The sequence below is a fragment of the Bradyrhizobium sp. SRS-191 genome (assembly GCF_024586915.1).
GTDB lineage: Bacteria > Pseudomonadota > Alphaproteobacteria > Rhizobiales > Xanthobacteraceae > Bradyrhizobium.
The window spans coordinates 19,164-33,940 of record NZ_JANBVS010000006.1 but is presented as its reverse complement, the minus strand read 5'-3'; the positions used below and the strand labels follow the sequence as shown (position 1 = coordinate 33,940).

Here is a 14,777-nt window from a genome sequence, read left to right as displayed (position 1 = left end):
CCTCCGGCCTGCGGGAGCCGCGCCGATGATGACGCTGCGCCAGGTCGAGGTCATCCGCGCGGTCATGGTGACCGGCACCATCAACGGCGCCGCGCGGCTGCTCAAGGTCTCGGCCCCGGGTGTCAGCCGGCTCGTGAAATACACCGAGCGCTCGCTCGGCATCCGCTTCTTCCAGCGCCAGAACGGCCGCTACTTCCCGACACCGGAAGCGCAGAACATCTTCGAGCAGATCAACAGCGTCTACGAGAAGGTCGACGATCTCAGCTACATCATCTCCAACATCGGCCGCGGCGCATTGTCGGAACTCCGCGTCGGCTCGGTGCCGAGCATTTCCCAGGTGATGGTGCCGCGCGCGATCGAGCGCGTCCGCCGCCGTTATCCTGACTTGGGCATCGACATCAACATCCTCAAGATCGAGGAGGCGATCGACTACCTGATGCTGGGCAAGGGCGAGTGCGTGGCGATGAGCTACCGGCTCGACCATTCGGGTCTCGAATTCATGCCGCTGGCCTCCGGCGAGCTGTTCTGCATCGTGCCTGAGGGCCACGAACTGGCAGGCCGTAAGCAGGTGTCGGCGGCGGAGATGACGCGCTATCCGCTGATCGGCATCGATCCGAACGACCCCTATGGCCGTATCATGGCCGAGATTTTTGCGCGCAACAAACTCAGCTACAACATCTCGATCAAGGCGCGCTTCGGCACCACGGTGTGTGCGTTGGTGAAAGCCGGGCTCGGCATCGCCGTCATCGACCAGTTCACCGTCGCGCATGGCGGCTATCCGGGCATCGAGCTGATCAAGATCGCCGAGCCGACGCGGTTCGACACCTACATCGCCGTCAAGCGCGGCACGCCGCTGTCGCTGTACGCCGAGCACTTCATCGACTGCCTGCGCACGGAGATGCGCGCGCTCGAGCCCGGCCGCCGTCAGGCTGCGAAGGCTGCAAAAGCAGCCGCGGGCAAAAGATAACATGATGTTAGGTTCGGCGGATATTTGGGTAATTGTGTTAGGCGGTGGACGCGCTATCGTCCGCGGCGACATTCATCGCTCCCGCGGCGATCGCGCGAGCTGCAGACGAGACTGAAGCGAACGTGCCTGATCTTTCCGCGCTCAAAGCCCGCAAATTCCTGACCGGCCTGATCGGTGCGCCGATCGCGCATTCGGCTTCTCCCGCGATGCACGAACATGCGGCCGCGGCGCTGGGCGTGCGCTGCCATTACCAGCTGATCGAGGTGGCCGGTGCCGACCGTGCAGGCCTCAAGATGCTGCTGGAGGGCGTGCGCCGGCTCGGGTTTGCTGGGGTCAACGTGACCTATCCCTACAAGGAAGCTGTGGTCGAACTGCTCGACGAGCTCGCGCCGAAGGCGGCCGCGATGGGGGCCGTCAATACCGTCATCGTGCGCGACGGCCGGCTGATTGGGCACAACACCGATACGACCGGTTTCGAGCGCGCGGTGGCGCCGCTGGTCGGCCAGACCGGTCGCGGCGTGGTGGCGCTGATCGGCGCGGGCGGTGTCGGAAAGGCGATCGCCTTCGCACTTGCGAACCTCGGCGTTGCCGGCCTGCGCATCTACGACACCGAGCGCGCCCGCGCCGAGAAGCTGGCGAGCCTGCTCCCGGCCGGTACGAATATCATGGTGGCCGGCAGCGTCGAAGAGGCGCTGCAGGGCGCGGTCGGTGTCGTCAACGGCACGCCGATCGGGATGCTGCCGAACCGCGGCACGCCGGTGCCGGACGATTTGCTACGCGCCGACCTGTGGGTCGCCGACGCCGTCTACTCGCCGCTATGGACCCCGCTTCTGAAGGCTGCGAAGGCCAGGGGTGCGCAGGTGCTGCTGGGGCGCGAGCTCGCGATCTACCAGGCGGCCGACGCGTTCGAGCTGTTCACCGGCTTCGCGCCCTCCACCGAGGCGATGGGCGCGGCCTTCGACAATCATATGGCGGAGAGATATGCGGCGGTTGACGCCGCCTGAGCCGACCGCCAATACGCGGCGGAACAAGTCGTTCAAGCAAGAAACGCAAACAAGCGTTTAGAGCAGAGGAGGAAACAACGTGAGATCGATCATCCTGGCTGGGCTGTGCTCGGCCGTCCTGCTGTCCGGATCCGCTTACGCGCAGTCCGGCGCCCCCATCAAGATCGCCAACGTCGCCGAGCTCTCGGGCGGCGGCGCCACCGTCGGCACCAACTGGAAGAACGGCATCGACCTCGCCGTCGAGGAGATCAACGCCAAGGGCGGCATCCTCGGCCGCAAGATCGAGGTCAGCCACGCCGACTCGCAGTCGAACCCAGGCGTCGCGCGCGCGCAGGTGCAGAAGGCGCTCGACGGCGAGCCCTACGTGCTGCTCGGGCCCGGCTATTCCGGTTCGGTGAAGGTGACCGCGCCGCTGGCCGCCGAGGCCGGCATCACCCAGATCATGGGCGGCGAAGCCGCCGAGCTGACGCAGTCCGGCAACAAATTTCTGTTCCGCACCTCGTTCGGCCAGCAGTCCTCGATGCCGAAGGTCGCCAAGTACATCAATGACGAGCTGAAGGCGAAGTCGGTCGCGGTGGTCTGGGTTAACAACGACTTCGGCCGAGGCGGACGCGACGTCATCACCAAGGAGTTCAACCGCCTCGGCATCAAGGTCGCTGCTGATCTTTCGACCGAAGCGGGCCAGGCGGACTTCGCCGCCGACGTCAGCAAGATCAAGGCGGCGGCGCCGGACGCGGTCTTCATCTACGTCAACGAGGAAGAGAGCGCGCGCATCCTGAAGGAGATCAAGCGCCAGGGCGTGACCGCGCCGCTGATCGGCGAGACCACGCTGGTAGGCCAGAAGGTCATCGAGCTCGCCGGCGACGCCGCCAACGGCGCCCGTGGCCATGTCGGCCTCACCACCGATGCGCCGGTCGAAGCCATCAAGGCGTTCCGCGACCGCTTCGTGAAGAAGTACAACTACGTGCCCGACCACAACGGTCTGAAGGGCTATCTCGCCATCTACATGGTCAAGGCCACGACCGAGAAGATGGGCAAGGTGGACTCCAAGGCGTTCGCGGACACGCTGCACGGCCTCACCATCAAGACCTCGACCGAGCCGAACATCCTGATGGATGTCACCTTCGACCAGAACGGCGATATCGACCGTCAGGGTTTCCTGGTCGAGGTCGTCGAAGGCAAGCAGGTCGTGAAGCAGGTGCTGCCGAAGCTCAACTGAGACAACGGTGTATCGGCGGCGCAGGAAGGGATGTCCAGCGCCGCCGTCACACAAGGGCTCACGGGGAAACGATGTCCAATCTGCTCGACCTGATCGTGGCGGGCCTCGCCACCGGCGCAATCTACGCGCTCGTCGCCGTCGGCTTCACGCTGCTCTGGCAGACCTCGCAGACCATCAACTTCGCGCAAGGCGAGTTCGTGATGCTGCCGGCCTTCCTGATGCTCGCCGTCATGCATCTCGGTGCGCCGTTCTGGCTCGCGGTGCTCGTCGGCGTGCTGCTGTCGACGCTGCTGCTCGGTCTCGCCTTCAAGATGCTGCTAGTCGATCCGATGCTGCGGCACGGCGTGCTGCCGCTGGCGATCGCGACCATGGCGCTGGCCATCGGGATCAAGGAGGCCGTGAAGCAGTTCTTCAGCGCCGAGGCCTCGCCGTTTCCTTCGATCGTTCCGGTCGGCGACGTCTCCATCCTTGGCCGCGCAATTTCGCTGCAGAGCCTCGGCGTGCTCGCCGTGGCAATCCTCGCCGTCGTCGGCCTGACGACACTCTTGAACCGCACCTCGCTCGGTCACCAGATGCAGGCCGCGGCGCAGAACCCGACCGTTGCGCGCATCATCGGCGTGCCGGTCGAGCGCATGATCCTGCTGACCTTCCTGATCAACGCGGTGTTGGTGGCGCTGGCCTCGCTGCTCATCACGCCGATCTATCTGGCGAAATTCTCCAGCGGTGAGGTGCTGGGGCAGGCCGCCTTCATCGCGGCCATCGTCGGCGGCTTCAACCAGGTGCGCGGCGCGATTGCCGGTGGTCTGTTGATCGGCGTCGTCGACAATCTCGCAGCCGCCTACGTCTCCACCCAGTATCGCGCGGCCGTTCCGATGGTGCTGCTGATCCTGGTGATCCTGTTCCGGCCGCAGGGCCTGCTCGGACGTGCCGAGGAGCGCACGGTATGAGCAAGAACAGCAGACTGCTTCTCGCCGCGCTGGCCGTCGTCGTCATCGCCGGCCTGATCGTCATCCCGATGAACTTCAACCGCTATGGTCTGTATATTCTCAGCCAGTGGGCGGTGATGACCATCGCGGCCATGGGCCTGAACCTCACGCTCGGCTATGCGGGGCAGGTGTCGCTGGCGCAGGGCGCCTTCGTCGGCATCGGGGCGTATGGCGCGGCGATCCTGACCAGTCATGGCTGGCCGCTGATCGCGGCGCTTGGCTTGGTGATCGTCATCTGCTTCATCGTCGGCTGGCTGCTCGGTTATCCCGCGCTGCGCGTGCAGCACCACTATCTCGCCTTCGTCACGCTGGCGTTCTCGACTCTGGCGTTCCTCGTGTTCCGCAACGAGAGCTGGATGACCAACGGCATCTACGGCATCAGCAACATCCCGCGGCCCGAGATCTTCGGCTTCCCGACCCGCAAGCCGCTGCCGTTCTATTATCTCTGCCTCGGCTCGCTCGCGCTGGTGACGCTCGCGATGTGGTGGCTGATCCGCTCGCCCTGGGGCCGTGCCTTCATGGCACTGCGCGAGAACCCGATCCGCGCGCAGTCGCTCGGCATTGATACCCGACGCTACACCTTGATGGCATTCGCGATCGGCTCGGTGCTCGGCGGCATCGCAGGCGTGCTCTATGCGCCGCTGACGCAATATGTCGATCCCGTGCCGTTCAACCTGCAGCTTTCGCTCGATCTCCTGATGATGGTCATCGTCGGCGGCGCCGGCTTCATGCTCGGGCCGTTCCTCGGCGCGATGATCGCGGTGCTGCTGCCGGAATGGCTGCGCGTCGCGGAAGGCTACTACCTGATGCTCTACGCGCTCGCTGTGATCGCGCTGTTGATCTACTCGCCGACCGGCATTCTCGGCATCCTCGATCGCTATCTCAGCTCACGCCGGACCCAGGCCGCGTCGGCGCTGCGCGCGGCGGCTCAATCCAAGCTGGAGGCGGCACAATGACCGCGGTCCTCGACGTTCGCGACGTCAAGAAGAGCTTTGGCGGCATCACCGCGGTCGACGGCGTCAGCTTCGACGTGCAGGAGGGCGAGATCCTCGGCCTGATCGGCCCCAATGGATGCGGCAAGTCGACCCTGTTCAACTGCATCCTTGGGCAGCTCGTTCCGAGCGCGGGCGAGGTGCGGGTCGACGGCAAGCTCGTCACCGGGCAGCGGCCGGCCGAGCTCAATCGTCTCGGCGTCAGCCGCACCTTCCAGCTGCTGCAGGTGTTTCCGAAACTGTCGGTGCGCGACAATCTCATCCTCGCCGGCCAGGAGCATCGCGGCAGCATGATGTCGCGCCTGTTCGGGCCGTCCGATGCGGGCCTCACCGAAACCGCCGATCAGATGATCGGATTCTTCAAGCTGGAGCATCTCGCCGACGAGCCGGCAGGTGGATTGTCCTATGGCCAGCAGAAGCTGCTCGATGCCGCCATGGCCTTCATGGGGGGCCCGCGCCTGGTGCTGCTCGACGAGCCCGCCGGCGGCGTCAACCCGACCATGCTGGGCGACCTCAAGGAGCGTCTGATCGCGATCAATCGCGAGCGCCGCGCCACCTTCGTCGTGATCGAGCACAACATGGAATTCGTGATGTCGCTGTGCTCGCGCGTGATGGTGATGGCGGAAGGCAAGGTGCTGGCGATCGGCAAGCCCGACGAGATCAGGGCCAATCCGGCCGTGGTCGAAGCCTATCTCGGACACTGACGGAGGCGGCCGTGAGCGAACCCATTCTCGACGTCCAGAACCTCGTCGGCGGCTACGGCAAGATGACGATCCTCAACGGCACGACCTTCTCGGTGCCGAAGGGATCGATCACCACCGTGATCGGCCCGAACGGCGCCGGCAAGTCGACCGTGTTCAAGGCGATCTTCGGCCTGCTCAAGTTGCGCGACGGCAAGGTCATCTTCAAGGGCCGCGATGTCACGGGCTTGAGCCAGCGCGCGCTGCTCGGCGCCGGCATCTGCTACATTCCGCAAGGGCGCAACATCTTCGGCGAGCTGTCGGTGCGTCACAATATCGAGCTCGGCGGCGTCGCCGCCCCGGCCAACATCGATCTGCCCTCTCGCGTCGAGGCGGCGCTGGACGTCTTCCCGGTGCTGCGCAAGAAGGCCGACCGGCAGGCCTCGACGCTGTCTGGCGGCGAGCAGAAGCAGCTCGAGATCGCGCGCGGGCTGTTGCTGGAGCCCCAGCTGGTGCTGATCGACGAGCCGTCGATCGGCCTGTCGCCGCTGATGGTGCAGCAGACCTTCGACATGCTGAAGCAACTGCGCGACCGCGGCGTCTCGGTCCTCCTGATCGAGCAGAACGCGCGCTCGGCGCTGGAGATTTCCGACTACGGCATCGTGCTCGAGCTCGGCCGCACCCGGATCATCGACAAGGCCGACCGCGTGCTCGCCGATCCCCGCATCGGCCAGCTGTTCCTGGGCGGCGCGATGGAGGAGACGGCGGCATGAACCAGCGCTCGATCGCAACGGTCTCCATCTCAGGCGCACTCGACGAGAAGTTCAAGGCGATCGCGGCCGCCGGCTTCGAGATGGTCGAGATCTTCGAGAACGATCTCGTCGCCTTCGGCATGCGGCCGCGCGAGATCGGGCAGATGTGCCGCGACCTCGGGCTTTCGATCTGCGCCTATCAGCCGTTCCGCGATTTCGAGGGCATGCCGGAGCCGCAGCGCGCGCGCACCTTCATCCGTGCCGAGCGCAAGTTCGACCTGATGCAGGAGCTCGGCACCGACCTGCTGCTGATCTGCAGCAGCGTCTCGCCGCTCTCGCTGGGCGGTATCGATCGCGCCGCCGCCGATTTTCACGAGCTCGGCGAGCGTGCGGCCAAGCGGGGCCTGCGCGTCGGCTATGAGGCGCTGGCCTGGGGCCGCCATGTGCACGATTATCGCGATGCCTGGGAGATCGTGCGCCGCGCCGATCACAAGGCGATCGGCGTCATTCTCGACAGCTTCCACGCGCTGGCGCCGGGGCTGCCGACCAACGCGATCCGCGCCATTCCGGCCGACAAGATCTTCCTGGTGCAGCTCGCCGACGCGCCGAAGCTCGAGCTCGACGTGCTGTCCTGGAGCCGGCACTTCCGCAGCTTCCCGGGGCAGGGCGATCTGCCCGTGGGCGAGTTCATGGAGGCGGTTGCCGCCACCGGCTATTCCGGACCGCTGTCGCTGGAGATCTTCAACGACCAGTTCCGCGCCGGCTCGGCGCCGCGCACCGCGCTCGACGGCATGCGCTCGCTGCTGCTGTTGCAGGATGATCTCGCCGGAAAAATGCCGGCCGCGTCCGAGCCGCGGTTCGAGCCTCGGGTGAAAAGCCACGGCATCGGCTTCGTCGAATTCGCCGTCAGCGAGGACAAGGCCGAGACGCTCGCCACGCTGTTCGGCCAACTCGGCTTCCGCAACACCGGGCGGCATCGCAGCAAGGCGGTGCAGCGCTGGTCACAGGGCAAGATCGAGCTGGTGATCAATTGCGAGCCGGCGAGCTTCGCGCATTCGCACTATGTCACGCACGGTGCCGGCGTCTGCGCGCTCGCACTCGACGTCGACAGCGCCGATCGCGCCATGGCGCGGGCGCAATCCTTGAAGACGCGCACCTTCACGCAGCCGGTCGGGCCGGGGGAGCTCGAGATTCCCGCGATCCATGGCGTCGGAGGCAGCCTGCTGTATTTCCTGGATACGCACGGCCGGCACTGGGACGTCGATTTCGAATCGGTCCCCAACGACAAGGCGACCGATCGTCTCCTCGCCGTCGATCACATCGCCCAGTCGATGCCGCACGAAGAGATGCTGTCCTGGCTGTTGTTCTACGCCGGCATCATCGATTTCGCGCGCCTGCCGCAGATGGAGATCGCAGACCCCAGAGGCCTCGTGCAGAGCCAGGCGATCGTCAACGGCGATCGCAGCCTGCGCTTCATCCTCAACGGCTCCACGGCGACGCGAACGCTGTCGTCGCGCTTCATCTCGGAGTTCTTCGGCTCCGGTGTCCAGCATATCGCGTTTGCCTGCGACGACATCTTTGCAGCCGTGGCCGAGATGCGCGCCCGCGGCGCCGGCTTCCTGGACATTCCCGACAACTACTACGACGATCTCGAAGCCAAATACGATCTCGCCCCCGAGACCATCGCCGCGCTACGCGCCAATGAGATCCTGTACGACCGCGACGGCGACGCCGAGTTCTTCCAGGTCTACACCCACCTCTTCGATGAGCGCTTCTTCTTCGAGATCGTGCAGCGGCGCAACTACCAAGGCTTTGGCGCGCCCAACGCGTCGATCCGGCTGGCCGCGCAGGCGCGCGAGGTGCGGCCGGACACGATGCCGCGGCTGTAGCTCACGGCTCCGGTCTGATGCCCGGCAAGCGAGCGATCTCCTCGGCGAGATAGTCGATCAGCAGGCGCACGCGTGCGATGCCGGCCCGCTCCGGCACGATCAGCATGTTGAGAGGCGTCGATGACAGACGGTGGTCGGGCAGGATGACCGTCAGCCTGCCCGTCGCAATGAGATCGTCGACCAGCCAGGCATGGCTCGCCCCGATGCCGCGGCCAGCCAGCACGGCCTCTCGAATCCCCAATCCGTGATTGGTGCGGAAGCAGCTTCTGAACGGCACCTCGTGACGTGCTCCGTCCGGTCCCATGAGGACGAGCAACTCGCTGCCCGCGACGTTGGTCATGCGGATGCCGTCATGCCCGATCAGCTCCTGCGGCGCGCGCGGCGTGCCGCGCTTCGCCAGATAATCGGGCGATGCGACCAGCAGCCGGTGCGAGTGGCCGAGCGACCGCAGCTTCAGGGAGCTGTCCGTGAGCGGCGCCAGACGCAGCGCGATGTCGACACCCTCGCGCACGAGGTCGATGCGTTCGTCGGTCAGATTGAGGTCGATCGCGATGTCCGGGTAGCGATCCTGGAAGGCGAACACCAGCCGCGTGATGTGCAGGATGCCGAACGCCGCCGTGCAGGAGATCCGGATCGTGCCGCTCGCAGCGCCGCGCGCGCCACGCGCCTCGTCACCGGCCTGCTCGATCAGGCGCAGGATCTGCACGCAGTTGGCGTAATAGCGGCTGCCTTCGTCGGTCAGCGTCACGCGCCGGGTGGTGCGGCTGAGCAGCGGAACGCCGATCGTGTCTTCCAGCTCCTGAAGGTGTCGCGAGACGGTGGACTGGCCTATCCCGAGCTCGCGCGCGACCGCTGACAGGCTCCCGCGCTCCGCCACCCGGACAAAGCTGCGCATGTTGACGGTGCTGACGTCCGACTTATCCATAAAACGGCATAATGTTATCGATAATCGCTGTATAGTGGATAAGTGGGCGGGCGTCTATGTCTGGGCAAGTTCCACAGAGGATCCTGCCATGAACGTCCTGCTCGTCTTCGCCCACCCCGAATCGCGCTCGCTCAACGGCGCCCTGCGCGACGTCGCCGTCGCCGAGCTCCAGGCCCAAGGTCATCAGGTGAAGGTCTCAGACCTCTATGCGATGGGTTGGAAGCCGGCCGCTGACCGGGCCGACTTCCCACATGTGCCGCCGGATGCCCGTCTGAACGTCGCCGTCGCATCGGGGGAGGCCTTCAAGACGCAGACGCTCACCGACGATGTCCGGGCCGAGCAGGACAAGCTGCTGTGGGCTGACGCGGTCATCCTGCAATTTCCGCTGTGGTGGTTCACGATGCCGGCGATCCTCAAGGGCTGGGTCGACCGGGTCTATTCCTATGGCTTCACCTATGGTGTCGGCGAGCACAGCGACAAGCGCTGGGGCAACCGCTACGGCGAAGGTGTGTTCGCCGGCAAACGCGCGATGCTGATCGTGACCACGGGAGGCTGGGAAGAGCACTATTCGGAGCGCGGCATCAACGGGCCCATCGACGACCTGCTGTTTCCGATCAATCACGGCGTCCTGTTCTATCCGGGCTTCGATGTGCTGCCGGCCTTCGTGGCGCATAAGGCGAGCCGGATCGATGAGGCTGGTTTCGCTGATATCGCTGACCGCCTGCGCGCGCGCATGCGGTCGCTGTTCACGGATCAGCCGATCCCGTACCGGCGGCAGAACCACGGCGACTATCTGATCCCGTCGATGCAGCTGCGGCCGGAGCTCGGTGATGCGGATGCGCGCGGCTTTGCGCTGCATGTGGAGGCATCGCGGTGACGCTCAAGGGCGCGGGAAATCTCAGCCCGCGCCCATCGCCACGGCGATATGATAGGTGGCGAACGCCGCGGCGTAGGCGAGCGCGAACATGTAGACGAACGTCACGGCCATCCAGCGCCAGCTGCCGGTTTCGCGGCGGATGACCGCCAGCGTCGAGGCGCATTGCGGGGCGAAGATGTACCAGGCGAGCAGCGCCAGCGCGGTGGCGAGGCTCCATTTGCTCGCCAGCACCTGGCCGATCTGCTCGGCGGCTTCCTTGCCACCTTCGATCGCATAGACCGTGCCGAGCGCAGCGACGGCGACCTCGCGGGCGGCCATGCCGGGCACCAGCGCCACCGCGATCTGCCAGTTGAAGCCGACCGGCGTCAGCAGCGGCGCGATCGCCTGGCCGATCATCGCCGCCAGGCTGTAATTGATCGCCGGCTCCGTCGCGCCTTCCGGCGGCTGCGGGAACGAGGCCAGGAACCAGATCAGCACCATCATCGCGAAGATCGTGGTGCCGGCGCGCTGCAGGAACATCTTGGCGCGGGTGTAGACGCCGATCGCGATGCCGCGCAGCCGCGGCATCTTGTAGTCGGGCAGCTCGAGCATGAACGGCGCCGGCTGGTAGTCGCGCATCAGGAAGAACTTGACCAGGAACGACACCAGCAGCGCGCTGACGATGCCCGCGGCATAGAGCCCGAACATCACGAGGCCCTGGAGGTTGACGAGGCCCCACACCTTGGTCGGCGGGATGAAGGCCGAGATGATCAGCGTATAGACCGGGATCCGCGCCGAGCAGGTCATCAGCGGCGCGATCAGGATGGTCGTCAGACGGTCACGGCGGTTGTCGATCACGCGCGTCGCCATGATGCCGGGGATGGCGCAGGCGAAGCTGGAGAGCAGCGGGATGAAGGCGCGGCCATGCAGCCCGGCGCCGCCCATGATGCGGTCCATCAGGAACGCCGCGCGCGCCATATAGCCGAAATCTTCCAGGAGCAGGATGAACAGGAAGATGATGATGATCTGCGGCAGGAAGACGATCACGCTGCCGACGCCGGAGATCACGCCGTTCTGCAGGAAGCTCTGCAGCAGACCCTCAGGCAGCTGATCATGCACGAGTCCGCCAAGCGCGTCGAACGCCGCCGACAGCAGCTGCATCAAAGGCTGGGCCCATGCGAACACCGCCTGGAACATCACGAACAGGATCGCGAGCAGGATGAACAGGCCGCCGACCGGATGCAGCGCGACCGCGTCGATGCGGGCGGTCCAGGTGTCCGGACGCTCGGGCAGGCTGACGGTCGCCGCGATGATGCGGTCGGCCTCGCGCTGGGTGGCGCGCAGCTCCGGCACGGTGAGCGGACGCCAGGTGTTGGCGCGATCGCCCGCGGCCGCATCTGCCTGTGACAACAGCTGGTCGGTCAGCTGCAGCAAATCATCGGTGCCGCCTTTGCGGACCGCGATCGAGGTCACGACCGGCACGCCCAACGCCTGCGACAGGGCGGCGACGTCCACCGTCACGCCGCGCCGTTTGGCGATGTCGAACATGTTGAGCACCAGCGCCAGCGGCCGGCCGGTGCTCTTGAGCTCGAGAAGAAGACGGATTGTCAACCGAAGGTTGGTGGAGTCGGCGACGCACAACACCAGGTCGGGCAGAACCTCGCCGGTGGCGCGTCCCAGCACGAAATCCCGGGTGATTTCCTCGTCCGGGCTGCGGCCGCGAAGCGAGTAGGTGCCGGGCAGGTCGACCAGCGAGACCTGACGCCCTTGCGGCGTCACGAACGCGCCCTCTTTGCGCTCGACAGTGACGCCAGGATAGTTCGCGACCTTCTGGCGGCTTCCCGTCAGCGCGTTGAACAGGGAGGTCTTGCCACTGTTGGGTGTCCCCACCAGGGCCAGATGCAGCAGAGGGCTTTCCATGACGACGCTTTCCGCGGCCTATGCCACGATGACGGCCATGGCCTCGCGCCGGCGGACCGCGACGGTGATGTTGTCGACACGGACGGCGATCGGGTCGCGCCCGACGATGCCTTCATGCAGAATCTCGACCCGGGCGCCCTCGACGAAGCCCAGTTCGATGAGCCGGCTCTCCAGCTCGACATCCGGCAGGGACGACGTCGTGCCCCCAGCCGCAAGATGCTGAATGGTTCCGGTATAGCCCCGCCGGGCCAGACCAAGCGGCAGAGGCGGCCGTGTCTCGCAGATTTCGCTCATAGCCTGTATTTTCAATCGCGTGCCAAGAGGTCAAGCGCGGCATGTGCAATGCCGCGGCATCTTAGAGCGATTTTAAACAGACCGGGCCGGCCGCCCTCTGATCTGCCTCAAGGAGCCGCAGCGGAGGCCGCGTGCCGGCTGTCCACCGCCGCCTTGGGCTCGATCCCCGAAGAGGCCGAGGATGCCGCGGCACGGCTCTTGAAATGATCGAGCACGAACAGACGGATCGCCGACGACAGGTTGCCCTGCTGGCGATTGTTGTCGATCTCGCCGACCAGCTCCGACAGGGTCATGTTCCGGAGACCCGAAATCTCCTTCATGCCATTCCAGAAGGCTTCTTCGAGACTGACGCTGGTCTTGTGACCTGCGACCACGATTGAACGTTTTACGACGGGCGACTTCATCACGCGTCCTCGCCATTGATACGATGTTGATCGAGTAATTCGTTCGCGCGCTTGTCGCGTTGTGCGTCAGTTGCGCGTTCGGACTTCGTCCTGCCAAAGCGAGCGCGGTTGCTTTCGGCGACCTTTGCTGCCTGATCGCGCTCTACGCGCTTTCTGAAACGCTTCAAATTGATGACGTCCCCCATGCTTGCTCCAATCATCTAAGGCATCGAACATCGTAGTGAGAGAACGTGCGCGTCGCGCAGATGAACCTAGGCGTTCTCCAGACAATCACGTCGTTGCTCCCTGATAGTTCGATAGCCGTTCGCGTCGTTGCGAGCTGGTGTCGTACTCACCAAACGCAGCAGAACTTGTAGTCGAGACTAACCTTTAGGGGTTAACAGCGAGAATTGCATCACCCCCCGTAGTACTACGGGACTACCGTCACGCTCGCCCGGGGCGCGTCATGTTCTCGGGCTTCACGAGCATGTCGAACTCGTCGTCAGAGACGAAGCCGAGCCGTACAGCTTCCTGTTTCAGCGTGGTGCCGCGCTGATGCGCTGTCTTCGCCACTTTTGCCGCGTTGTCGTAGCCGATCTTCGGCGCAAGTGCCGTGACCAGCATCAGAGAACGCTCCATCAGTTCGCGAATCCGCGTCTCGTCGGCCTCAATGCCGACCACGCAATGTTCGCTGAATGAACGGGCGGCGTCGCCTAGTAATTGTATGGACTGTATCATGCAATGTGTGAGTAATGGTTTATAGACGTTCAATTCGAAATGGCCCTGGCTGCCGGCCAGAGTAATTGCGGTGTGATTCCCAAACACTTGGCAGCATACCATAGTCAGGGCTTCGCACTGAGTCGGATTTACCTTGCCGGGCATGATCGAGGAGCCCGGCTCGTTTTCGGGCAGGATGAGTTCGCCGAGCCCCGAGCGCGGGCCCGATCCCAGCAGGCGGATGTCGTTGGCGATCTTGAACAGGCCGGTCGCGGCCGCATTGATCGCGCCGTGCGCATAGACATAGGCGTCGTTCGACGCCAGAGCCTCGAACTTGTTCGCAGCGCTGGTGAAGGCAAGGCCCGTGATGTCGGCCACATGCCTCGCGAACAGGGCTGCGAATTTCGGATCGGCATTGAGGCCGGTGCCGACAGCGGTGCCCCCTTGCGCCAGCGGCAACAGGTCGCGCGCGGCCGTCTCGATCCTCGTGATGGCGCTCTCGACCTGCGCGGCATAGCCGGAGAACTCCTGGCCGAGCGTGAGCGGGGTTGCGTCCTGGGTGTGGGTGCGGCCGATCTTGACGATGTCCTTGAACGCCTCCTGCTTGGCGCGCAACGCCGCCAGCAGCTCCGACAAAGCCGGTACGAGATGGCCGGAAATTCCCCGCGCTGCGGCGATATGCATCGCCGTGGGGAACGAGTCGTTGGACGACTGGCTCATGTTGACGTGATCGTTCGGGTGGACGGGCTTCTTGGTCCCGCGCGCACCGCCCATCAGCTCGCTGGCGCGATTGGCGATCACCTCGTTGAGGTTCATGTTGGTCTGCGTGCCGGAGCCGGTCTGCCAGACGACGAGCGGAAAATGGTCGTCGAGCTTGCCCTCGATGATCTCCTGGGCGGCCTGGATGATGGCGTCAGCCATCACAGGCTCGAGCAGTCCCAGCTCGCGGTTGGTGCGTGCCGCGGCCAGCTTCACCAGCGCGAGCGCGTGCACCAGGCCCAGCGGCATGCGGTCATGGCCGATGCGGAAATTCTGCCGGCTGCGCTCGGTCTGCGCGCCCCAATAGCGGTCAGCTGCGACCTCGATCGGACCGAAGCTGTCTGTCTCGGTGCGCGTCGGCGCTGATGATGATGAACTGGCTGATTTTGTCATGAAGCATGCCCACAATTGGTCGCGAACCGGTTTTGACCGGT

Annotated in this window: 15 protein-coding genes; 9 read left to right on the top strand and 6 right to left on the bottom strand. The window is 65.1% G+C overall.

Annotation, left to right across the window (positions count from 1 at the left end; genetic code table 11):
- Positions 1-25 precede the first annotated feature (25 nt).
- The 8 genes from NLR35_RS12795 to NLR35_RS12760 all read left to right on the top strand — a co-directional run bounded on the left by NLR35_RS12795 (position 26) and on the right by NLR35_RS12760 (position 8,489).
- Positions 26-967 carry a LysR family transcriptional regulator gene (locus NLR35_RS12795; RefSeq protein ID WP_257166891.1) on the top strand — a complete coding sequence of 314 codons (942 nt, stop codon included), beginning with the start codon at positions 26-28 and terminating at the stop codon, positions 965-967.
- A 122-nt stretch (positions 968-1,089) separates the two neighbouring features.
- The gene (locus NLR35_RS12790; RefSeq protein WP_257166890.1) at positions 1,090-1,971 is read left to right on the top strand and encodes a shikimate dehydrogenase; all 882 of its coding nucleotides are present in this window, start codon (positions 1,090-1,092) and stop codon (positions 1,969-1,971) included.
- Positions 1,972-2,050: 79 nt separating this feature from the next.
- Entirely contained in the window at positions 2,051-3,190 is a 1,140-nt protein-coding gene (locus tag NLR35_RS12785) for an ABC transporter substrate-binding protein (protein WP_257166889.1), read from the top strand.
- A 71-nt stretch (positions 3,191-3,261) separates the two neighbouring features.
- A complete protein-coding gene (locus NLR35_RS12780; protein ID WP_257166888.1) occupies positions 3,262-4,137 on the top strand; it encodes a branched-chain amino acid ABC transporter permease in 876 nt (291 codons plus the stop codon).
- Positions 4,134-5,132, top strand: coding sequence for a branched-chain amino acid ABC transporter permease (locus NLR35_RS12775; protein WP_257166887.1), 999 nt, complete (start codon positions 4,134-4,136; stop codon positions 5,130-5,132). The genes NLR35_RS12780 and NLR35_RS12775 overlap by 4 nt, the downstream gene beginning before the upstream one ends.
- Positions 5,129-5,872 carry an ABC transporter ATP-binding protein gene (locus NLR35_RS12770; protein WP_257166886.1) on the top strand — a complete coding sequence of 248 codons (744 nt, stop codon included), beginning with the start codon at positions 5,129-5,131 and terminating at the stop codon, positions 5,870-5,872. Before NLR35_RS12775 ends, NLR35_RS12770 begins: the two co-directional genes overlap by 4 nt.
- Positions 5,873-5,883: 11 nt before the next feature.
- Positions 5,884-6,621 (top strand): ABC transporter ATP-binding protein, encoded by a 738-nt coding sequence (locus tag NLR35_RS12765; RefSeq protein WP_257166885.1) that lies wholly within the window; start codon positions 5,884-5,886, stop codon positions 6,619-6,621.
- Complete coding sequence (locus NLR35_RS12760; protein ID WP_257166884.1) at positions 6,618-8,489, top strand: bifunctional sugar phosphate isomerase/epimerase/4-hydroxyphenylpyruvate dioxygenase family protein; 1,872 nt, start codon at positions 6,618-6,620, stop codon at positions 8,487-8,489. The genes NLR35_RS12765 and NLR35_RS12760 overlap by 4 nt, the downstream gene beginning before the upstream one ends.
- Position 8,490: 1 nt before the next feature.
- On the opposite strand, the gene NLR35_RS12755 is transcribed toward NLR35_RS12760, so the two are convergent.
- Entirely contained in the window at positions 8,491-9,414 is a 924-nt protein-coding gene (locus NLR35_RS12755) for a LysR family transcriptional regulator (protein ID WP_257166883.1), read from the bottom strand.
- Positions 9,415-9,502: 88 nt separating this feature from the next.
- Here NLR35_RS12755 and NLR35_RS12750 point away from each other — a divergent pair, with 88 nt between their 5' ends.
- Complete coding sequence (locus NLR35_RS12750) at positions 9,503-10,291, top strand: NAD(P)H-dependent oxidoreductase (RefSeq protein ID WP_257167158.1); 789 nt, start codon at positions 9,503-9,505, stop codon at positions 10,289-10,291.
- Between the two features lie 21 nt (positions 10,292-10,312).
- Here the strand turns inward: NLR35_RS12750 and feoB are convergent, their stop codons facing one another.
- From feoB to fumC, 5 genes are all read right to left on the bottom strand, one after another.
- A complete protein-coding gene (gene feoB / locus NLR35_RS12745; protein ID WP_257166882.1) occupies positions 10,313-12,190 on the bottom strand; it encodes a ferrous iron transport protein B in 1,878 nt (625 codons plus the stop codon).
- Between the two features lie 18 nt (positions 12,191-12,208).
- Positions 12,209-12,484 (bottom strand): FeoA domain-containing protein, encoded by a 276-nt coding sequence (locus NLR35_RS12740; RefSeq protein ID WP_006615021.1) that lies wholly within the window; start codon positions 12,482-12,484, stop codon positions 12,209-12,211.
- 107 nt (positions 12,485-12,591) lie between these two features.
- Positions 12,592-12,888 carry a ribbon-helix-helix domain-containing protein gene (locus NLR35_RS12735; RefSeq protein WP_006615022.1) on the bottom strand — a complete coding sequence of 99 codons (297 nt, stop codon included), beginning with the start codon at positions 12,886-12,888 and terminating at the stop codon, positions 12,592-12,594.
- The gene (locus NLR35_RS12730) at positions 12,888-13,073 is read right to left on the bottom strand and encodes a DUF4169 family protein (RefSeq protein WP_035648592.1); all 186 of its coding nucleotides are present in this window, start codon (positions 13,071-13,073) and stop codon (positions 12,888-12,890) included. Before NLR35_RS12730 ends, NLR35_RS12735 begins: the two co-directional genes overlap by 1 nt.
- A 238-nt stretch (positions 13,074-13,311) precedes the next feature.
- On the bottom strand, positions 13,312-14,736 hold the full coding sequence (gene fumC / locus NLR35_RS12725; protein ID WP_257166881.1) for a class II fumarate hydratase: 1,425 nt from the start codon (positions 14,734-14,736) through the stop codon (positions 13,312-13,314).
- Positions 14,737-14,777 lie beyond the last annotated feature (41 nt).